General features: G+C 71.3%; 17 protein-coding genes. 10 read left to right on the plus strand and 7 right to left on the minus strand.

Annotation, left to right across the window (positions count from 1 at the left end; genetic code table 11):
• Positions 1–142 precede the first annotated feature (142 nt).
• Together ABZ374_RS19950 and ABZ374_RS19955 are read right to left on the minus strand one after the other, a co-directional pair.
• A complete protein-coding gene (locus ABZ374_RS19950; RefSeq protein ID WP_360312769.1) occupies positions 143–1,093 on the minus strand; it encodes a glutamate ABC transporter substrate-binding protein in 951 nt (316 codons plus the stop codon).
• Between the two features lie 106 nt (positions 1,094–1,199).
• Positions 1,200–1,958 (minus strand): amino acid ABC transporter ATP-binding protein, encoded by a 759-nt coding sequence (locus ABZ374_RS19955; protein ID WP_360312952.1) that lies wholly within the window; start codon positions 1,956–1,958, stop codon positions 1,200–1,202.
• A gap of 244 nt (positions 1,959–2,202) precedes the next feature.
• Between ABZ374_RS19955 and ABZ374_RS19960 the strand changes: the two genes are divergently transcribed.
• Both ABZ374_RS19960 and ABZ374_RS19965 read left to right on the plus strand, forming a co-directional pair.
• Entirely contained in the window at positions 2,203–2,880 is a 678-nt protein-coding gene (locus tag ABZ374_RS19960; RefSeq protein ID WP_360312771.1) for a response regulator transcription factor, read from the plus strand.
• A gap of 36 nt (positions 2,881–2,916) precedes the next feature.
• Positions 2,917–4,332: a HAMP domain-containing sensor histidine kinase gene (locus ABZ374_RS19965; RefSeq protein WP_360312773.1), complete on the plus strand. Its 1,416-nt coding sequence runs from the start codon at positions 2,917–2,919 to the stop codon at positions 4,330–4,332.
• Between the two features lie 28 nt (positions 4,333–4,360).
• Here ABZ374_RS19965 and ABZ374_RS19970 read toward each other — a convergent pair whose 3' ends face one another.
• Together ABZ374_RS19970 and ABZ374_RS19975 are read right to left on the minus strand one after the other, a co-directional pair.
• On the minus strand, positions 4,361–6,277 hold the full coding sequence (locus ABZ374_RS19970) for a bifunctional serine/threonine-protein kinase/glutamate ABC transporter substrate-binding protein (RefSeq protein ID WP_360312775.1): 1,917 nt from the start codon (positions 6,275–6,277) through the stop codon (positions 4,361–4,363).
• 211 nt (positions 6,278–6,488) lie between these two features.
• Positions 6,489–7,490, minus strand: coding sequence for a TAXI family TRAP transporter solute-binding subunit (locus tag ABZ374_RS19975; protein ID WP_360312777.1), 1,002 nt, complete (start codon positions 7,488–7,490; stop codon positions 6,489–6,491).
• Positions 7,491–7,558: 68 nt separating this feature from the next.
• Between ABZ374_RS19975 and miaB the strand changes: the two genes are divergently transcribed.
• Positions 7,559–9,037, plus strand: a complete 1,479-nt coding sequence (miaB, locus tag ABZ374_RS19980; protein ID WP_360312779.1) for a tRNA (N6-isopentenyl adenosine(37)-C2)-methylthiotransferase MiaB — start codon at positions 7,559–7,561, stop codon at positions 9,035–9,037.
• A 7-nt stretch (positions 9,038–9,044) separates the two neighbouring features.
• On the opposite strand, the gene ABZ374_RS19985 is transcribed toward miaB, so the two are convergent.
• The gene (locus ABZ374_RS19985) at positions 9,045–9,632 is read right to left on the minus strand and encodes a histidine phosphatase family protein (RefSeq protein WP_360312954.1); all 588 of its coding nucleotides are present in this window, start codon (positions 9,630–9,632) and stop codon (positions 9,045–9,047) included.
• A 61-nt stretch (positions 9,633–9,693) separates the two neighbouring features.
• On the opposite strand from ABZ374_RS19985, the gene ABZ374_RS19990 reads away from it, so the two are divergent.
• A complete protein-coding gene (locus ABZ374_RS19990; protein ID WP_360312781.1) occupies positions 9,694–10,413 on the plus strand; it encodes a hypothetical protein in 720 nt (239 codons plus the stop codon).
• Between the two features lie 74 nt (positions 10,414–10,487).
• Here the strand turns inward: ABZ374_RS19990 and ABZ374_RS19995 are convergent, their stop codons facing one another.
• Positions 10,488–10,967 (minus strand): antitoxin, encoded by a 480-nt coding sequence (locus ABZ374_RS19995; RefSeq protein WP_360312783.1) that lies wholly within the window; start codon positions 10,965–10,967, stop codon positions 10,488–10,490.
• A 232-nt stretch (positions 10,968–11,199) separates the two neighbouring features.
• Here ABZ374_RS19995 and miaA point away from each other — a divergent pair, with 232 nt between their 5' ends.
• The 6 genes from miaA (at position 11,200) to hflX (ending at position 18,411) form a co-directional block, all read left to right on the plus strand.
• Entirely contained in the window at positions 11,200–12,108 is a 909-nt protein-coding gene (miaA, locus tag ABZ374_RS20000; protein ID WP_360312785.1) for a tRNA (adenosine(37)-N6)-dimethylallyltransferase MiaA, read from the plus strand.
• Positions 12,109–12,210: 102 nt separating this feature from the next.
• Positions 12,211–13,998, plus strand: a complete 1,788-nt coding sequence (ggt, locus tag ABZ374_RS20005) for a gamma-glutamyltransferase (protein WP_360312956.1) — start codon at positions 12,211–12,213, stop codon at positions 13,996–13,998.
• Between the two features lie 89 nt (positions 13,999–14,087).
• Positions 14,088–14,942, plus strand: a complete 855-nt coding sequence (gene dapF, locus ABZ374_RS20010; protein WP_360312787.1) for a diaminopimelate epimerase — start codon at positions 14,088–14,090, stop codon at positions 14,940–14,942.
• A 130-nt stretch (positions 14,943–15,072) separates the two neighbouring features.
• Complete coding sequence (locus ABZ374_RS20015; protein ID WP_360312789.1) at positions 15,073–15,807, plus strand: hypothetical protein; 735 nt, start codon at positions 15,073–15,075, stop codon at positions 15,805–15,807.
• Positions 15,808–16,029: 222 nt separating this feature from the next.
• Positions 16,030–16,743, plus strand: coding sequence for a DUF4097 family beta strand repeat-containing protein (locus ABZ374_RS20020; RefSeq protein WP_360312791.1), 714 nt, complete (start codon positions 16,030–16,032; stop codon positions 16,741–16,743).
• 165 nt (positions 16,744–16,908) lie between these two features.
• Positions 16,909–18,411, plus strand: coding sequence for a GTPase HflX (gene hflX, locus ABZ374_RS20025; protein WP_360312793.1), 1,503 nt, complete (start codon positions 16,909–16,911; stop codon positions 18,409–18,411).
• 88 nt (positions 18,412–18,499) lie between these two features.
• On the opposite strand, the gene ABZ374_RS20030 is transcribed toward hflX, so the two are convergent.
• Positions 18,500–19,582 (minus strand): hypothetical protein, encoded by a 1,083-nt coding sequence (locus ABZ374_RS20030; RefSeq protein WP_360312795.1) that lies wholly within the window; start codon positions 19,580–19,582, stop codon positions 18,500–18,502.
• Between the last annotated feature and the right edge of the window lie 191 nt (positions 19,583–19,773).

A 19,773-nucleotide genomic window follows, 5' to 3' on the forward strand; every position in this document is an offset into this window, starting at 1 on the left:
GTCAGGGGTTGGGTTGACGGCCCGTTCCCCTGCTCACCTGCGGCGGGGACGGGAGGGGTCGTGCACCGGCCGGTCCCGGGGGAGCCGGAACCGGACGGCGCACGACGTGCGAGCGGCGACGAGGCGCGAGGCGCGAGGCGCGTCAGTAGCGAACGAGCGCCGGGATGGCCGGGGCGGCCGAGCCGGACAGGCCAAGCGTGGCGTCGTACGCCTTCTTCCAGTCGCCGTTCTTCTCGTGCGCCTCCAGGGCGTCGCTGACCGCGTTGCGGAACACCGCGTCGTCCTTGTTCAGGCCGACGCCGTAGTTCTCCACGGTGAACGGCTCGCCGACCACCTTGAGCGCGGCCGGGTCCTTGGCCGCGTAGCCCTTGAGGATCGCGTCGTCGGTGGAGACCGCGTCGACCTGGTTGGAGAGCAGGTTCTCGACACACAGCGAGTAGGTGTCGAACACCCGGGTGGTGGTGTCGGGGAACTTGGACTGCAGGTTCTGCAGCGGGGTGGAGCCCTTGGCGGAGCACACCGTCTTGCCCTTGATGGTGTCCTTGCCGGTGATCGAGGTCTCGTTCTTGCGCACCAGCAGCGACTGGCCCGCGATGTAGTACGGACCCGCGAAGGACACCTGCTCCTTGCGCTTGTCGGTGATGCTGTAGGTGCCGACGTAGTAGTCGATGTCACCGTTGACCAGCGCGTTCTCACGGTTGGTCGACGCGATCGCCTTGAACTCGATCTTGTCCGGGCCGAAGCCGAGGTCGGCCGCGATCATCTTGGCGATCTCGATGTCGAAGCCGGAGTACTTGCCGGTGGCCGGGTCCTTGGAGCCGAGGAAGGGCTGGTCCTCCTTGGCGCCGACGATCAGCTTGCCGCGCTTCTTGGCGTTTTCGAAGGTCTTCGAGCCGGTGAGCGCCGCGTCCGCCTTGGGCGTGTAGGACGGCAGCTCGGGCTTGGCGGCACCGGGCGCGCCGGGCGCACCCTGCGAACCGCCGGTGCTGCCGCCCGGAGTCTTGGCCTCCGGCGAACCGTCCTTGCCACACGCGGTACCGAACAGGGCGAGCACGGCGATGCCGGCGACGGCCACGGATGAGCGCATCTTCATGATCAACGTCCTTGGGTGAAAGAGGAGAGCGGCCTGACGACAGACGAACCGCGGGGTGCGAAGCGTGAGTTGCGCGATCGGGCGCACTGGGGGCGCCCGATGCGGCTCAGTGGTGCAGGATCTTGGAGAGGAAGTCCCGAGCACGATCGCTGCGCGGGTTGCTGAAGAACTCGTCGGGCGTGTTCTCCTCGACGATGCGGCCGTCGGCCATGAAGATCACCCGGTTCGCGGCGGAGCGCGCGAAGCCCATCTCGTGGGTCACCACGACCATCGTCATGCCCTCGGCGGCCAGGTCGCGCATGACCTCCAGGACCTCGTTGATCATTTCCGGGTCGAGTGCGGAGGTGGGCTCGTCGAAGAGCATCACCTTGGGCTCCATGGCCAGCGCCCGGGCGATCGCGACGCGCTGCTGCTGACCACCGGAGAGCTGCGAGGGGTACTTGTCCGCCTGGCTGCCCACACCGACCCGGTCCAGCAGTTCGTGCGCCCGGCGGGTGACCACGTCGGCCTTCTCGCGACGCACCTTGAGCGGGCCCAGCGTCACGTTCTGGAGCACGGTCTTGTGCGCGAACAGGTTGAACGACTGGAACACCATGCCCACGTCCGAGCGCAACCGGGCGAGGTCGCGGCCCTCCTGCGGGAGGAGGTTGCCGTCGATGGTGATCCGGCCGCCGTCGATCGCCTCCAGCCGGTTGATCGTGCGGCACAGCGTCGACTTTCCCGATCCGGACGGACCGATGACGACGACGACCTCGCCCTTGTGGATCGTCAGGTCGATGTCCTGCAACACGTGCAGGGCGCCGAAGTGCTTGTTGACGTTCTCCAACACGACGAGGGGCTCGCCGGGGTGCGCGTCCTTGCCGATGTCGCGCTTGGTGAGCACCGGCGGCTTCGGTGCGATGTCAGAGGCATCCGTCGTCACGATGGCGGGCTCCGTCCAGAGTCGTCCCGTATCTTTTTGCGCGACCGGGTGGCAGGTGGGTTCGAGAGTCTCCCGGCGAGGCCGGGTGGTGCGTGACACTAAGGCAGGCAACACCCCCCCAGTCAGTGCACTTGAGCTTGTCTTGAGGTCAAGAGTCGGTAACGGACCGTCAGATGTGAGGAACCACGTGCGCCTCCTGCTCGTCGAGGATGATCTGCGAGTCGCCGCGCCGCTACGCGCGGTTCTGGGCCGGCACGGCTTCACCGTGCGGCATGCCACCACCGGCGAGGAGGCCCTCGCCGCGCTCGACGACGTGCCGGACGTGGTGCTGCTCGACCTGTCGCTGCCCGACCACGACGGCTTCGAGGTGTGCAGTCGGATCCGCCGGCTGTGCGACGTCCCGGTGATCATGGTCACCGCGCGCGCGGACATCCGATCGCGCATACACGGGCTGAACCTGGGCGCCGACGACTACGTCACCAAGCCCTACGACATCGGCGAACTCCTGGCCCGCATACACGCGGTGAGCAGACGCACGCGCAGTGACGCACCCGCTGCGGAGAGTGCGCCGGCCGCCAAGGGGCCCGGCGGCATCGAGTTGGACCCGGCCACCCGGCGGGTCACCGTGGGCGGAGTCGATGTGGTGCTCACCCGCAAGGAGTTCGACCTGCTCGCCCTGCTGGCACAACGCCCGGGCGTGGTGTTTCGCCGCGAACAGATCATCAGCGAGGTCTGGCACACGAGCTGGGCGGGCAACAACCGCACCCTGGAGGTGCACGTCGCGTCGCTGCGTTCCAAGCTCGGCAATCCGGCGATCGTCGAGACGGTGCGCGGCGTGGGCTACCGTGTCGTTCCCGAGGCCTGATCCCACCGGCTTCCCGACGGATCGTCACCGGCCCCTGTGCGTACCCGCCTGCTCGCCCTGCTCCTCGCCCTGATGACCGCGGTGCTGATCGCGCTCGGCATCCCGTTGGCGATCTCCCGCGCGTCCGCGCATCAGCAGGAACTGATCCGCGATCGGGTGGACGACCTCACCCGCTTCGTTTCGGACACCCAGCTCACCGTCGTCTCGGACACCCTGCGCGCGCAGACCGACGTCGGCCGACCGCCCGGCCCGGACGCGACCGACCTGGACATGTTGCGCTCCGAACTGGAACGATACCAGGACGTCTACGGCATCCGGGTCGGTGCTTTCGATCGACGCGGCCAGCCGATCGCCGTGTCCCGCCCGGGATTTCGGGTCGATCCGCGCTCGCCGGCGTTCACCGAGGCGCTCGCCGGGCGGCGCAGCGACGACCCCGGGCAGGTGTGGCCCTGGCAGCGGGATCGCATCGTGGTGGCGGTCCCGGTGATCCACCGCGGCGACGTGGTGGCGGTCGTGTTGACCGACTCGCCGACCGGCCGGATGCGTTCGCAGATCCAACGGGTATGGCTGATTCTGGTCGCCGGCGAGGTGGTCGCGGTGCTGGCCGCGCTGCTGCTCGCGACCCGGCTCACCGGCTGGGTGCTGCGCCCGGTCCGGGTGCTCGACTCGGTGACCCACGAGATCGCCACGGGTCGGCTCGGAGCGCGCGTGGCCGGCGCCCAGGGGCCGCCGGAACTACGGCGGCTGGCAAGGTCGTTCAACGAGATGGCGGATCACGTGGAGACCGTCGTGGACCAGCAGCGGGCGTTCGCCGCGGACGCCTCGCACCAACTGCGCAACCCCCTGTCCGCGCTGTTGTTGCGGATCGAGGAGCTGGGGCTGTCGTTGCCGCCCGGCCACGGCGAGACGCTGGACGGCGTGCGCGACGAGGGTCGGCGGCTCACCCATGTCCTGGACGAACTCCTGGAGTTGGCCCTGGCCGAGAACGCCCGCCCGTCCGCCCGGGCGGTGGACGTGGCGGCCCTGGTGCACGAACGGGTGGACGCCTGGCAGACGTTGGCCCGCAGCCGCGGTCGCCGGTTCGAGCAGGAGGGCCCGCTCGCGCTGACCGGCAACGTGGACCCGGTCACCCTGGGCAGCGCGCTGGACGCGATCCTGGACAACGCGCTCAAGTTCGCCCCCGAGGACACCACGATCACCGTGGCGTGTTCGGCGGTGGGCAGCGAGGTGGAGATCCGGGTCAGCGACCGCGGCCCGGGACTCACCTTCGAGGAGATGCGCCGGGTGGGCGACCGGTTCTGGCGCAGCCCGCGACACCAGAACGTGGACGGCTCCGGCCTGGGCCTGTCGATCGCCCGCACGCTGCTCGCGGCGAGCGGCGGGCGGATCGACTTCGCCGCGCGCGAGGGTGGCGGGCTGACCGTCACGCTGACCGTGCCCCGGGCCGACTGAGCCGCCCGGGACCGGTCGACGGCCGCCGCTATTCGGCCACCCGGCACTGCGGCGCGCGCGGCTGGGGCAGGCCCAGCGGGCGCAGCCGCACGTCGTAGGCCCGCTGCCAGTCGCCGTTGGCGATGTGCCGGTTCAGCGCCCCGCACACCGCGTCCGCCAGGGCGACGTCGCCCTTGCTCAGGCCCACCCCGTACGGCTCGTCCGAGAACGGCCGGCCCAGGATCCGCAGCGTGCCCGGATGCTGGGCGACGAAGCCGGACAGGATCGCGTCGTCGGTGCTGACCCCGCGCACGTTCTTGGCCAACAACTCGTCCACGCACTCCGAATACTTGCCGCGTTCCTGCACCTTCATGGTCGGGAACTCGGAGCGGATCCGGTTCGCCGACGTCGACTCGCGCACCACGCACACCGCGCTGTCGGCGAGGTCCTCGGGACCGTTGACGTCCGGCTCGTCCGTGCGGACCAAAAAGTCCTGGCCGGCGATGAAGTACGGCCCGGCGAACGAGACCTTCTGCGACCGGGCGGCGTTGATCGTGTAGCTGGCCACGACCAGGTCGACCTGACCGCTGGTGATCCGGTACTCGCGGTTCTGCGTCTCCACGTCCATGAACGTGACGCGGTCCTTGAAGCCGAGATCGTCCGCGATCATCCGCGCGACGTCGTCGTCGAAGCCCTGATACGCCTGCTCGCCGGTGCGCACGCTCCACCCGGGCTGGTCCGGCTTGACGCCGATGATGATCCGACCCCGGGCCACCATCTCCCGGTACGTCGGCGAGTTCTTGCGCAGATTGGCGAGCGGGTCGGGGGCGTGCGTGCCGCCCTCGGCCCGGTTGTTCTCCACCGCGAGCCAGGACGCGCCGACCGCGACCAACAGGAACGCCAACGCGGCGGGCAGCGCGATCCGGGTGCGCCGCCACCACCCGGCCCGGCCCGCGGGCCGCGACGCCGGTTCCTCGGGTGGGCCCTCGCCCGCGTAGGTGGCCTCGACGCCCTCGTCCGGCTCGTCCGGCTCGCGCCGGGGCAGCGGGTCGCCGCCCCAGGTCACCGGCACCGAGTCCTGCACCACTCGGGTGAGCAGCGCGTCGGTCTCCTTGGCGTCCAACCGCCGGAGCGGGTCCTTGCGCAACAGGCCCATGATCACCGGCTCCAGCGGACCGGCGTGCCGAGGCGGTGCGGGCGGCGCGTTCACCACCGCGTCCACCACCTCCACGGGGGAGGCCCGACGAAACGGCGCGAGACCCTCGACCATCTCGTACAGGGTCGCGCCGAGCGACCACAGGTCGGAGGCCGGATCCAGCGCGTCCGGCGGGTCGGCGAGCGTGTGCTCGGTCGAGCCGTTGTCGGTCAGCACGCCGCCGCGGCCCCGGGCGAACTGTTCGGCGCGCTCGGGCGCGAGATAGCCCGGGGTGCCGAGCAGTTCGCCGAACTGGGTCACCTGGGGCGCGTCGGCGAAGGTGGCGATGCCGAAGTCGGTGAGCACCACCCGGCCGTCCATGCCCAAGAGCACGTTCGCCGGCTTCACGTCCCGGTGCAGGACGCCCTTGGCGTGCGCGGCGCGCAGCGCGCGTAGCACGTCGAGGCCGATCCGGGCCGCCTCGGCGTGGTCGAGCCGACCCTCCGCGCGGATCACGTCGGCCAGCGAGCGCGAGATCACCAATTCCATGACGATCCACGGCAAACCGTCCTCTTCGAAGACGTCGTGCACCGTCACCACGTTCTCGTGGCGGATCCGGGCCGCGGCGATCGCCTCGCGCTTGCTGCGCTCCAGCCAGGACCGCTGCGAGCCCGCGTCCAAGGACTTCGGCAGCAGCAACTCCTTGACCGCGACCTCGCGGCCGAGGGCGGTGTCCACAGCCAGCCAGACCTCGCCCATACCGCCTCGGCCGAGACTGCGGCTGAGGCGGTAACGATTGTTCAGTATTCGGCCGATCTCCCCCTCGGACACCGCGGTCGCACCCTCCTCCCGAGCAAGCGGGCCTCCCTGACCATGTGTGCGGCCTTCCCCCCGGTCGGCTCACAGCGTCGGTTCGGGGACCGCGGACGGTCTGGCCTACAAGCTCAGAGCGTAGATGTCGGTCCCGAACACGATGACACGAACCCAGCATGTGCCATCGGAGCCGCTTCGCGCGACGCCCTGGGCATCACGATCTGTCCGATCAGGGTTTCACCGATCGGTACCACCGCTGGGCACCCGTGTGCAGCGGGAGCGGATCGGTGAAGATCGCCGTCCTGGGGTCGACCAACTGGGCGGCGTGCACCTCGCGTCCGATCGCCTCCCGGTTCTCCATCACCGTCTCGGTCACCCGCCTGATCAGCTCCGGATCCTGCGCGGCCCGGGTGACCAGCAGGTTCGGCACCGCGATGGTGGGCGTCTCGGTGCCGCCGGGATAGGCGTCCGCGGGCACCACCGCCTCGCGGTAGACCGGCCCGTAGCGATCGCGCAGCTTGCCCGCGAGGTCGCCCAGCGGCACCAGCCGCAACGACCAGTGCTCGGCCAGGTCGGAGACCGCCCCGGTGGGCAGCCCACCGGACCAGAAGAACGCGTCCACCGTGCCGTCGCGCAGCCGCTGGGTGGCCTCGCCGATGCCGATCGGGACCGGGGTGACGGCCCGCTCCAGGTCGCCCATGCCCACCTCGCTCAGCAACCGGCGAGTGATCAACTCCACGCCCGACCCCGGCAGTCCCACCACCACCCGACGCCCGCGCAGGTCGGTGATCTTTTGCACCGGCGAACCGACCGGCACCACCAGTTGCACGTAGTCGTCGTACAACCGGGCGACCGCGCGCAGTCGTTCCCGGTCGCCCGGCCCCAGATCGGCCACCGCGTCGGCGGTGGCGATGCCGAAGGTGTCCACGCCCTCGATCACCCGGCGCAGGTTCTCCACCGACCCGCCGCTGGAGTCCACCGTGACCTTGACGTCCAGGTCCGCGGACAGCCGAGGTCGCAACAGTTCGCCGTAGCGGTGGTAGACACCGGTCGGCACTCCCGTGGCCAGCGAGACCGGTCCACCCGGAGTCGGCCGGTCCTCCCGCGAGAAGATCAGATACCCGCCGACCAGGCACAACAGCACCAGCGCGATCAGCCCGACCCGAACCGGGCCGGGTCGGCGCGCGCAGGCGTCGCGCAGGGAAACGGGGAGGAACGACAAGGAGGGCACGGCCGCGATATTGCCATGGAGGTCGGCCACACACGCTCGGAAGCAAACCCCGTACCCTGTCGGGTGTTATGACTGCGCGAAGCTATGAGGTCCGCACCTACGGGTGCCAGATGAACGTCCACGACTCCGAGCGGCTGTCCGGTCTGCTGGAGGACGCGGGATACGTGCGCGCGCCCAAGGGGGAGTCGGCCGACGTGGTCGTCTTCAACACGTGCGCCGTCCGCGAGAACGCGGACAACAAGCTGTACGGGAACCTGGGCCACCTCGCGCCCGCGAAGGCCGAGAACCCGGACATGCAGATCGCGGTCGGCGGCTGCCTCGCGCAAAAGGACCGGGACACCATCGTGCGCAAGGCGCCGTGGGTGGACGTGGTCTTCGGCACGCACAACGTGGGCTCGCTGCCGGTGCTCCTGGAGCGGGCCCGGGTCGAGCAGGAGGCCCAGGTCGAGATCCTGGAGTCGCTCGACGTCTTCCCCTCCACGCTGCCCACCCGGCGCGAGTCGGCGTACGCGGCGTGGGTGGCGATCTCGGTGGGCTGCAACAACACCTGCACGTTCTGTATCGTGCCCGCGCTGCGCGGCAAGGAGAAGGACCGCCGCCCCGGCGACGTGCTCGCCGAGATCGAGACGCTGGTCGGCGAGGGTGTGATCGAGGTCACCCTGCTCGGCCAGAACGTCAACGCGTACGGCTCGGACATGGGCGATCGCGAGGCGTTCTCCAAGCTGCTCCGCTCGTGCGGGCGCGTCGAGGGCCTGGAGCGGGTGCGCTTCACCTCGCCGCACCCGCGCGACTTCACCGACGACGTGATCGCGGCGATGGCCGAGACGCCGAACGTGATGCACCAGTTGCACATGCCGCTGCAATCCGGCTCGGACACGATGTTGCGCGCGATGCGCCGTTCCTACCGCCAGGATCGGTACCTGGGGATCATCGAGCGGGTCCGGGCGGCGATGCCGGACGCGGCGATCTCCACCGACATCATCGTGGGCTTCCCCGGCGAGACCGACGAGGACTTCGAACAGACCCTGCACACCGTGCGCGAGGCCCGGTTCGCCGCCGCGTTCACGTTCCAGTACTCCAAGCGCCCGGGCACCCCGGCGGCCACCATGGACGGCCAGGTGCCCAAGGAGGTCGTCACCGAGCGCTACCAGCGGCTGCTCGCGCTCCAGGAGGAGATCTCCTGGACGGAGAACCGCACCCAGGTCGGCCGCACCCTGGAGGTGCTGGTCGCCGAGGGCGAGGGGCGCAAGGACCACGACACCGCGCGGCTGTCCGGGCGGGCCCCGGACAACCGCCTCGTGCACTTCGAACGCCCCGCCGACGGGGTGCGCCCCGGCGACATGGTCTCGGTCGAAATCACCTACGCCGCGCCGCACCACCTGCTCGCCGAGCGGCCGCCCCTGGCGATCCGGCGCACCCGCGCGGGCGACGCGTGGGAACGCCGCAACGCGGCCCCCGCGGCCAAGCCCGGCGTGCTGCTGGGCATGCCGCAAATCGGCGCCCCGGCGCCGGTGCCGGCGCCGACCGGGGTCGTCTGCTGCGATTGAGCACCGCTCAGCTCACGTTCCACCCGAGCAGCACCGGCTGTTCGCGCTCGAAGCCGAGCGTGGACAGCCGGGCGGTCTCCAGCCGGAACAGCCGGCCGTCCCGGGGCGGCAGGCCCAGCCAGCGGGCGGTCAGCACCCGGAGCAGGTGGCCGTGGGCGACCAGCACCGCGTCCTCGCCGCCTTCCAGGACCGGCCGCACCAGATCCAGCACCCGGTCCACCCGACGACCCACGTCGGCGATCGACTCGCCCGGATGCGCGGCGTCGCCGGGAACGACCCCGTCCCGCCACAGGGACCAGCCCGGGGTGCTCTCGCGGATCTCGTTCGTGGTGATGCCCTCGTAGCCGCCGTAGTCCCACTCGACCAGATCCGGTTCGAGCCGCCCGCCGGTGATCCCGGCCAGCTCCGCGGTGTGCCGGGCCCGGCTCAGCGGGCTGATCAGGGTGAGCCCGAACTCGCGCCCGGCCAGCAGATCGGCCACCGCCTTGGCCTGGGCCTCGCCGTCGGGGGTCAACGGGATGTCGGTGAGGCCCGTGTGCCGTCCGGACCTGCTCCACTCGGTCTCACCGTGTCGTACCAACATCAGTTCTCGCATGTGATCCATCCCATCACGCGACCCGAGAGGCGTCGCGGCGGCCACTTAGTACTCTCCCTGAATGCTCGTAGCCGCCGCGGTAGTCCCGTGCCCCCCGATGATCGTGCCCGAGCTGGCCCGCGGGGCCGTAGCGGAGCTGGACCCGCTGCGCGCGGCGTGTGATCAGGCGCTGGCCGCGCTGGTCGACAGCGCCCCGGACCGGCTGGTCGTGCTGGGCGCGGGCGGTGCGGACGCGAGCCTGGAGGCCGGCGGGATCGGCACGTTCGCGCCGTACGGGCTGGACCTGGAGGTCACCCTCGGCGCCGGCGCGCCCCAACCGCTCTCGCCCGCGCTGACCGTCGGCGCCTGGCTGCTGGGCCGCTCGCCGTGGGCCGCCGACCGGATCGCCGCGGGGACCGCGCCGAGCCCGGTGAGCGCGGCGCAGATCGCCGCGGACGCCGATCCGGCGCGCTGTGCGACCCGGGGCGCCGAACTGGTCGCGGGCCCGGATCGGGTCGCGCTCCTGGTGGTCGGGGACGGGTCCGCGTGCCGGACCGAGAAGGCACCGGGCTACCTCGACCCGCGCGCCGAAGCGTACGACCGCGCACTGGGCGCGGCGCTCGCCGACGCCGACCCGGACGTGCTCGCCGCGCTGGACCCGGCGCTCGCCCGGGAGTTGTGGGTGGCCGGCCGCCCCGCCCTGCAGGTACTGGCCGGCGCCGCGGGCCCGGGTCGAGGGGGCCGGCTGCTCTACGCCGAGGCGCCCTACGGCGTCGGCTACTTCGTGGCGCTCTGGTCCTGACGGGGAAACGCTCCGCTCCCCGACGAAAAGCGGGCGGCGGTCACCGGAATCGGTGACCGCCGCCCGCTTTCGGCTCACGCGGTGGGATCGGCCGGGGGCGCGGGCGGTGTCGCCTCGGGCGCGTCGCCGCCGGCCTTGCGGTCCAGCGCCTCCTTGGCCTTGTCCGAGGCACCCCGGATCTTGTCGGAGTGCTTGCCGCCGGTCTTGCGGTCGGCCATCTCGGCGGCCTTGTCGATGCCCTTGTCGGCCTTGTCGCCGTGCTGACCGAGCAGCCCCTCGGCCTTGGCCTTGATGTTGTCGAAGACACCCATGTCCTGCTCCTTCTCGGATGCGCCCGCCGCGACCTGCGCTGCGGCTGCGTCCCCAGGAGTCCGGGGAGCGGGCGTGGTGGCCGCCGCCTCGACCGGTTCGGCCTCGGCGTCGGCCGATGGCTGCGTCGCGGGCCGGTCCTCGACCAGCGTGGCGGTGTCCGGGCCCGCCGGGTTCTGCGAGCAGCACGAGCCGCTCTCCTGTGCCGTACTCGGACGTCGCTTGAACCAGTCGAAAACACTCACAATTTCTCCTTGACCGTATGTCTGTGGTCGTTGTCGTGCATTTCGGCGGCGGGCCGGGATCGGTCCGCTGCGCCATCCGGGGCACTGCCGCGCCGCCCGGAGTACCGCCGCCCGGAGTACATGGGTCGCCGGAGATCAACGAGAGCGCGCGGAGCCGGTCACGACCTCGCGCCCGGCCGTACCGCAACGAGGGACGGCACGAGCGGGTGCGGAGATCCGGCAGACTTGGGGGGTGAGTCCCCGTGTCATAGCCGTCGTCGGCCCCACTGCGGCCGGAAAGTCCGATCTGGGGGTCGCCTTGGCCCGCGCGCTGGACGGGGAGGTGATCAACACCGACTCCATGCAGCTCTACAAGGGCATGGACATCGGCACCGCCAAACTGACCGTCGCCGAGCGCGCCGGCGTCCCGCACCACCTGCTCGACGTGTGGGAGGTGACCAGCTCCGCCAGCGTGGCCGAGTATCAGCGCGACGCCCGGGCGGTGGTGGACGACCTGTTGGCCCGCGGCCGCACGCCCGTGCTGGTCGGGGGTTCGGGGCTGTACGTGCGCGCGGTGCTGGACGACCTGGAGTTCCCCGGCACCGACCCCGAGATCCGGGCCCGCCTGGAGGCCGAGGCCGAACGGGTGGGGCCCGGGCCGCTGCACGCGCGGCTGGCCGCGGCCGATCCGCCCGCCGCCGCGGCGATCCTGCCGGGCAACGCCCGCCGGATCGTGCGCGCGCTGGAGGTCATCGAGCTCACCGGGCGCCCGTTCACCGCCACGCTGCCCACCCACCGCTCGCTCTACGACAGCGTGCAGATCGGGGTCGACGTGCCACGCCCGGTACTGGACGAGCGGATCACCGCGCGGGTGGACCGGATGTGGGCGGCGGGGCTGGTCGAGGAGGTGCGCGAACTGGTCGGGGTCGGGCTGCGCGAGGGCCGGACCGCCTCGCGCGCGCTGGGCTACGCGCAGGTGCTGCGGATGCTCGCGGGCGAGTGCTCCGACGAACAGGCCCGCGAGGACACCGTGCGCACCACCCGTCGGTTCGCCCGCAGGCAGGACACCTGGTTCCGCCGGGACCCGCGGATCCAGTGGTTGGAGCACTCCCGGGACGATCTCCTGGACGCCGCGCTCGAACGGGTGATCAGACCCGGATAGGGGTGTTGCGGGTGGGGTGTGCGTGGCACGGTGGGAGGTCCGTGACATACCCGAACACACCTCTCGGGGGAGGCGGTCGTGATCCGCTCTGTTCGTCGCGCCATGGCGCTGGGTACGGCGCTGGGGCTCGCATTGACCATTCCGGGAGTGGCGTCCGCGCATCCCGGCGAGTCGGCCGGCCCGCCGACCAAGCAGCCGGTGGCCACCGGCCGGGGCGGCGCGGTCTCCAGCGTCGACCCCGACGCCACCCGGATCGGACTGGACGTGCTGCGTCGAGGCGGCAACGCGGTGGACGCCGCGGTGGCCACGGCCGCCGCCCTGGGGGTCACCGAGCCGTACTCGTCCGGGATCGGCGGCGGCGGCTACTTCGTCTACTACGACGCGCGCAGTCGCACGGTGCGCACCCTGGACGGCCGGGAGACGGCGCCCGCCCGGATGGACAAGGACGCCTTCCTGGATCCGGCCACCGGGTTGCCGATCCCGTTCGACCAGGGGGTCAACTCGGGGCTCTCGGTGGGCGTTCCCGGCACCCCGCAGACCTGGGACACCGCCCTGCGCAGGTGGGGCACCACCAACCTGCGCGCGGCGCTGGAGCCCGCGCGGGCGTTGGCCGAGCGCGGGTTCGTGGTCGACTCGACCTTCCACGACCAGACCGCGGCGAACGCGACCCGGTTCGACGACATCACCCCGACCGCGCGCCTGTTCCTGCCGGGCGGCGCGCCGCCGGTGGTGGGCAGCGTGTTCCGCAATCCGGATCTGGCCCGCACCTACGAGCAGTTGGGCCGCAACGGCGTGGACTGGTTCTACCGGGGCGGGCTCGGCCGCGAGGTGGTGCGGACCGCGCAACAACCGCCGGTGGCGCCGGGCGCCGACCGGGTCTTTCGGCCGGGTCTGATCGACACCGGCGACCTGGCCCGCTATCGGGTCCTGGAACAGCGCCCCACGCATGTCGACTTCCGCGGCCTGGACGTCTACGGCATGGCGCCGTCCTCGTCCGGCGGGTCCACGGTGGGCGAGGCGCTCAACATCCTGGAGACCACCGATCCGCGTCGGCAGGACGAGGTGGCCGCGACGCACCACTACCTGGAGGCGTCCCGCCTCGCGTTCGCCGACCGCAACCGCTACGTCGGCGACCCCGCCGCGGTGGACGTGCCGCTTCGGGGCCTGCTCGCGGACGGCTACGCGAGGGAGCGCGCGTGCCTGATCGACCCCGAACACGCCGCGGTGAGTCCGGTTCCGCCGGGTGATCCCAGGCCGCCGTACGACCGGGGTTGCCGACCCACCGGCACGCCGGAGGCGAGCGAGCCGGTCGAGGGGTTGTCCACGACGCACCTGGTCACCGCCGACCGCTGGGGCAACGTGGTGTCGTACACGCTGACCATCGAGCAGACCGGCGGCAGCGCGATCACCGTGCCCGGGCGCGGTTTCCTGCTCAACAACGAGCTGACCGACTTCAACTTCGCGCCGCTCACCCCCGGTGTGTTCGACCCGAACCTGCCCGCGCCGGGCAAGCGCCCGCGCAGCAGCATGTCGCCGACCATCGTGCTCCGCGACGGCCGTCCGTTCATCGCGGTCGGCTCGCCCGGCGGCGCGACCATCATCACCACCGTGCTCCAGGTGCTGACCGGGCGGCTGGACCGGGGCCTGTCGTTGCCGCAGGCGGTCGCCGCACCGAGGTTGTCCCAACGCAACGGCGCGGCTACCGAGGTCGAGCCCGGCGTGCCCGCGCCGCTGCGCGCGGCCCTGGAACAACGCGGGCACGTGCTCAAGGCGAATCCGGAGATCGGCGCCGCCGCCGCGCTGGAGTTCCTCCCGGGAGGCCGGGTCCAGGCTGTCGCGGAGCCCACCCGCCGAGGCGGCGGCGCGGCGGGAGTGGTTCGTCCCGGCTGATAACGGGCCGGACGGCCCACGACCACCGAGCGCGGCCCCGGTACGAAAGCCATCGGGGCCGTGCTCGGCCACGCCCTAGGATTGTGCGGGTGAGCACTCTGCACTTCTTCAAGGGCCACGGCACCGAGAACGACTTCGTGATCGTGCCGGACGCGGACGGCGAGTTCGTCCCGACCACCGAGCAGGTCGCCGCGCTGTGCGATCGGCGCGCGGGCATCGGCGGCGACGGGCTGTTGCGGGTGGTGCGCTCGGCCAAGGATCCGGCCGCCGAGCGCATGGCCGGCGAGGCCGAGTGGTTCATGGACTACCGCAACTCCGACGGGTCGATCGCCGAGATGTGCGGCAACGGCGTGCGGGTGTTCGCCCGGCATCTGGTCGAGCAGGGTCTGGCCGAGGCGGGCGAACTGCGGGTGGCCACGCGCGGTGGGATCAAGACGGTCACCGTGCCGATCGAGGGCCCGGTCACGGTGGACATGGGCGTGCCCCGACTGCCCGATTCCACCGGGATCGGGGTCGACGTCGAGGGGCGGGTGCGGCCCGCGACCAACGTCGACATGGGCAACCCGCACGCCGTGGTCTTCGTCGAGGACCTGGCCCAGGCGGGGCACTTGTACACGGCGCCGACGGTCTCTCCCCAGGGGGCGTATCCGGACGGGGTCAACGTCGAGTTCGTGGTGCGCCGGGCGCCGGGGCACGTGGCGATGCGGGTGCACGAGCGCGGCTCCGGGGAGACCCGGTCGTGCGGCACCGGGGCGTGTGCGGTGATGGTCGCCGCGGCGCGGGCCGACGGCGCGGAGCCGGCCGTGTCCGGCGAACCGGTCACCTACACGGTGGATCTCCCCGGTGGTCGGCTGCTGATCACCGAGCGGGTGGACGGCCACATCGAGATGACCGGCCCGGCCGTGATCGTCGCCGAGGGACGGGTGGATCTCGACCGCCTGTGAGGCACGATCCGCGACGTCGCCGCGCGGGACGAGGGTGCCGCGGAGCCCTGTGCACGTCCGATGCTCCGTGATAGGTCTTGCATGATCCGGTCAAGCAAGGCTGTCTTGGGGAGACACCAGCATGAGCAGCATGGACACGGCACGTGAGACCACCCGCGCGGTGAAGAAGACGGTGCAGGCGGCGGGGGCCTTCTTCTTCGCGCCGCACACGCTGGAGCGGGGTGCGGAACTGGGCCTGGACGGCGTGACCCTGTACGTCGCCGGTCGCGGCGGGGTGCTGGGTGACGTGGACGACGACGCGGTGGTCCGCGCGTTCCACCACTTCACCGCCGAGGCCCTGCTGGCGCTGTGGGAGGCGGGCCGCAAGCTCGCGCCGCCCGCGCGGGTGGGCGAGTTGTACGCGGACTGCGCCCGGGAGTGGGGCCGCACCCACCTCGCGGACCTGCCCGAGGTGGAGCGACTCGCCGAGATCACCACCTCGATCGTGCGCGCGAACGACCTGGCCGGCCTGGCTCCGCTGTACTCGGCCTGGCGCGATGTACCTCTTGCGGATGACGCCCCCGCCCGGCTCGCGCAGAACCTGCAGACGCTGCGTGAGCACCGGGGTGGCCTGCACATCGTGGCGCTGGCCGCACACCGCCTCACCGCGCTGGAGGCGCAGGTGGCCGAGGGCAGTCCGTACCTGGAGTTCTACGGGCACCGGAAGCCGTTTCCCGAGGTCACAGCCGAATCGGCGGAGCGGTATCGGGCCGCGGAGGAGCTCACCGACGAGCTCGTGGCGGCCGGTTACGCGGTCCTGAGCGAGGCCGAGGCGGCCGATTTCGCCGCGTTGGAGCCGGCTCTGGGTGCCCGATTGGCGCACTGACGCGGCCGGTCGGTCCCGGTACCGGGGTCCGGGAGAACCCCGAGACGTGTCCTGCCTGGAGGTGGACCGCCTCGGGGGTCTCTCCTGCCAGGGAAGGACTCGGCTTACCCGACGCCGGACCGACGCGGGGCGGGGGCGGTCCTTCCTAGCCTGGGTATCAGGAAAGCGGGGAAGTGGTCGCGCGTTCGGGCGGCGGGCCCCGCCCCGACCCAAGGAGAAACCATGTCTGCCCGCAACCGTCGATTGGCTCTGCTGGTCCCGCTGGTCGCGCTCCCGTTGGCGCTCACCGCGTGTGAATTCAACGTGGACACCGACGGACACGAGGCGGAGAAGAAGACCACGTCCTACGACGTGTCGCAGAGCGTGCGCTCGATCAAGGTGGACAGCAACGCGGGCAACGTCAAGGTGACGGAGGCGGACGTCAAGACGGTCAAGGTGACCGAGAAACAGCACTACGACAAGACCGCGCCGACGACCACGCACAACGTGGACGGCAACGGGCAACTGGTGCTCGACTACGACTGCGCGAGCAAGAAGGCCTGCTTCGTGGCGTACGAGGTGACCATTCCGCGCAGTGGCGCCGCGCTCGACATCCGCACCGACGCGGGCAACGTGACCCTGCGCGATGTGACCGGCACGCTCAACCTGCACACCAGCGCGGGCAAGATCGACGGCGAGGGGGTCACCTCGGACAAGGTGACCGCGCAGACCGGCGCCGGGTCGATCGACCTGACCTTCACCAAGGCGCCGAACGACGTGGACGCCAAGACCAACGCGGGCCGGGCGACGGTGCGGGTGCCGGGCGGGCAGCAGTACGCGGCGGACGTGTCCACCACGATCGGCGACACCGACGTCAAGGTCTCCCGCAACGACCAGTCGCAGCACAAGATCAAGGTGCACACCGACGCGGGGCAGGCGCGGCTGCTGACCTCGTGAGGTAGAGGTTCGGCGCGGTCGTGGTCGAGCCGCCGACGCGTTCGGGGTGAGCCGGTGGACGAACCGGCCGAAAACCCGGATGCCCCCGTGCGGGCCGTCGTGGGACCATCATGACGGCCGCCCCGGGGAATGGAGCGGCCCGCCGACTACGTTGAACAGGACGATATGACTTCTCGCTCACACCGCGCCGGACACGACGACACGGACTCGACTCATCTCGACGACGCCGACGGCTTCGACGACGGAGCGGCCTTCGACGGATTCGGATCGGGCGATGACGTCGGGGTTCGTCCGTTCGACTACGACGGCGATCAGTTCGACCGCGAGGACCGCGGGGCGTTGCGCCGGATCGCCGGTCTCTCCACGGAGCTGACCGACGTCACCGAGGTCGAATACCGACAGCTTCGCCTGGAACGGGTCGTGTTGGTCGGGGTCTGGACCGACGGCACCGCCGCGGACGCGGAATATTCACTCAAGGAACTCGCCGCGCTCGCGGAGACCGCGGGCTCGGAGGTGCTGGACGGGCTGATCCAGCGCCGGGACAAGCCGGACCCGGCGACCTACATCGGGTCCGGAAAGGCCAAGGAACTGCGCGACGTGGTGATCGCCACGGGCGCGGACACCGTGGTCTGCGACGGTGAGTTGACCCCGGGTCAGCTCATTCAGCTCGAAGACGTGGTCAAGGTCAAGGTCGTGGACCGCACGGCGTTGATCCTGGACATCTTCGCCCAGCACGCCAAGTCCCGAGAGGGCAAGGCGCAGGTCTCGTTGGCGCAGATGCAGTACATGCTGCCGCGCCTGCGTGGCTGGGGCGCCTCGCTGTCGCGCCAGATGGGTGGCGGCGGCGGTGGCGGGATGGCCACGCGTGGTCCCGGTGAGACGAAGATCGAGACCGATCGTCGGCGCATCCGGGAGAAGATGGCCAAGATGCGCCGCGAGATCGCGGACATGAAGAAGGCCCGGGACACCAAGCGGCAGGAGCGGCGTCGCAACGCCATCCCGTCGGTGGCCATCGCGGGCTACACCAACGCGGGCAAGTCCTCGCTGCTGAACCGGTTGACCGGTGCTGGTGTGCTGGTGGAGAACGCGTTGTTCGCGACGCTGGATCCGACGGTGCGCCGGGCCGAGACGCCCAGCGGTCGTGGGTACACGCTCGCCGACACGGTCGGTTTCGTGCGACACCTGCCGCACCAACTGGTCGAGGCGTTCCGCTCCACCCTGGAAGAGGTCGCCGACGCGGACCTGATCCTGCATGTGGTGGACGGCTCCGATCCCACGCCGGAGGCGCAACTGGCGGCCGTGCGCGAGGTGTTCACCGAGGTCGAGGCGCACAAGGTGCGCGAGATCGTGGTGGTGAACAAGGCGGACGCGGCCGATCCGGAGGTGCTCGCGCGGCTGTTGCGTCGGGAGAAGCACGCGATCGTGGTGTCGGCCCGTACCGGGCAGGGCATGGACGAGCTGCTCGCTTTGATCGACGAGGAACTGCCGCGCCCGGATGTCGAGATCGAGGTGGTCGTGCCGTACGAGCGCGGCGACCTGGTGGCGAAGGTGCATGCGACCGGCGAGCTGATGGCCACCGAGCATCGCGAGGCGGGCACCTGGCTGCACGCTCGGGTGGGTCGGCAACTCGCCGCCGAGTTGGAGCGGTTCGTGGTCGCCAACCGCTGACCGTCGGCCGGTCGGGCCCGGGTCGCGCACGATGTTTGTGTGCGACCCGGGCCTTTGTCGTGTCCGAAGGCGGCTGTGCCGGGCGTGCTCAGCGTTTGCGTTTGAGGTTGTCCAGCATGCGGCGGGCGTCCTGGTCCAGGTAGGGGCCGGCGATCCAGGTGTGGCCGGCGCCGCTGAGCGCGCTGTTGCCGATCAGCCGCAGGGTGCCGTCGGGGGCGGTGGCGTACCAGCCGCCGCCGCTGGCGCCGGCGGTCATGGTGCAGCCGATCCGGAGCAGGGGCGGGCTGTTCGGGTCGACGGTCATCCGGCGCGGGTCCTGGGTGCAGGCGAACATGGTCAGTCCGTCGAAGGGGGCGTCCTGCGGGTAGCCGTACGCGCCGGCGTCGGTCAGGTCGCGTGGGGCGTCGAACCACACCGGCAGGGCACGGCCGACGACCTCCTCCAGGCTGCGCGCGCTGCGGTCGGGATTCTTGACCTCGACGACCGCGTAGTCGTAGGCGGTGGCGGGTGACGTGGAGCCGGTGCCGCCGGCGCGCCATTGATCGGAGGTGGACACCGAGGTCGCCCACCACTGGCCGAACGGTGCGACCGGGCCCGGGTTGCCGAGGTTGGCCAGGGTGGCCTGGCCGCTGCTGTTGAACGCGGGTACGAATTGCAGGCTGTTGAACCAGGTGCCGCCGCGGCCGGCGTGTACGCAGTGGCCGGCGGTCCAGACCAGGTTGCTGCGGCCGGGGCGTTTGGGGTCGGCGACCACGGTGCCGGAGCAGACGGATGGGCCGTCGGGGGCTTCGAAGAAGAGTTTGCCGGCGGCGACGGTGCCGGCCGTGCCGGTGTAGGGGCGGGCCACCTGACGGGCTTGGACGGGTGGCGGTTTGGCCTCGGCGAGCACGTCCGGCAGGGGTCCTCGGGGCGGCTGCGGGCCGGGTTGCTCGGGTGCCGCGGTCGGGGCGGGTGGGCCGTCCTCACCCCTGGGGTCGCGGGGCTTGGCCCGGCTCATGCGTTCCGGGGTCCAGTGCGCGGGATCGCCGGGATCCGCGAGTGCCTCCGGCCCTCTGCCGTTGCCGTCGTCGTTGCTGACTCCGTTGAGTGTCAACGCCATGACGGTGCCCGTCACCAGCAGCGACACCGCCACCGTCAGCGTGACGAACAGCGTGCGAACGCCGCGCGTCAAGCGCCTACCTCCCCGTGTGCGCCCCCCGTATATGACCGCCCGACAGTATCGGAGGGCGTCGCGCCCGTGATCGGGCGGCGGTTCGGTCGTTGTCTGGGACAGGGGGCAGTCGACCCGGAGGCTGTCACTCGTTGTGGTGAGCATGTTGCTCCCGGTCATTCCTTCAAGGTAAGCCTTACCTAAATTCCGAT

Origin of the sequence: Embleya sp. NPDC005971 (assembly GCF_040629175.1) — a bacterium.
In the GTDB taxonomy this organism is placed as follows: Bacteria; Actinomycetota; Actinomycetes; order Streptomycetales; family Streptomycetaceae; genus Embleya.

Coding starts and splice junctions, on each gene's coding strand:
- ABZ374_RS19950 (WP_360312769.1), bottom strand. CDS start 1,093: ATGAAGATGCGCTCATCCGTGGCCGTCGCCGGCATCGCCGTGCTCGCC.
- ABZ374_RS20015 (WP_360312789.1), top strand. CDS start 15,073: ATGGACACGGCACGTGAGACCACCCGCGCGGTGAAGAAGACGGTGCAG.
- ABZ374_RS19990 (WP_360312781.1), top strand. CDS start 9,694: ATGCTCGTAGCCGCCGCGGTAGTCCCGTGCCCCCCGATGATCGTGCCC.
- miaB (WP_360312779.1), top strand. CDS start 7,559: ATGACTGCGCGAAGCTATGAGGTCCGCACCTACGGGTGCCAGATGAAC.
- ABZ374_RS20020 (WP_360312791.1), top strand. CDS start 16,030: ATGTCTGCCCGCAACCGTCGATTGGCTCTGCTGGTCCCGCTGGTCGCG.
- ABZ374_RS19985 (WP_360312954.1), bottom strand. CDS start 9,632: ATGCGAGAACTGATGTTGGTACGACACGGTGAGACCGAGTGGAGCAGG.
- hflX (WP_360312793.1), top strand. CDS start 16,909: ATGACTTCTCGCTCACACCGCGCCGGACACGACGACACGGACTCGACT.
- ggt (WP_360312956.1), top strand. CDS start 12,211: ATGGCGCTGGGTACGGCGCTGGGGCTCGCATTGACCATTCCGGGAGTG.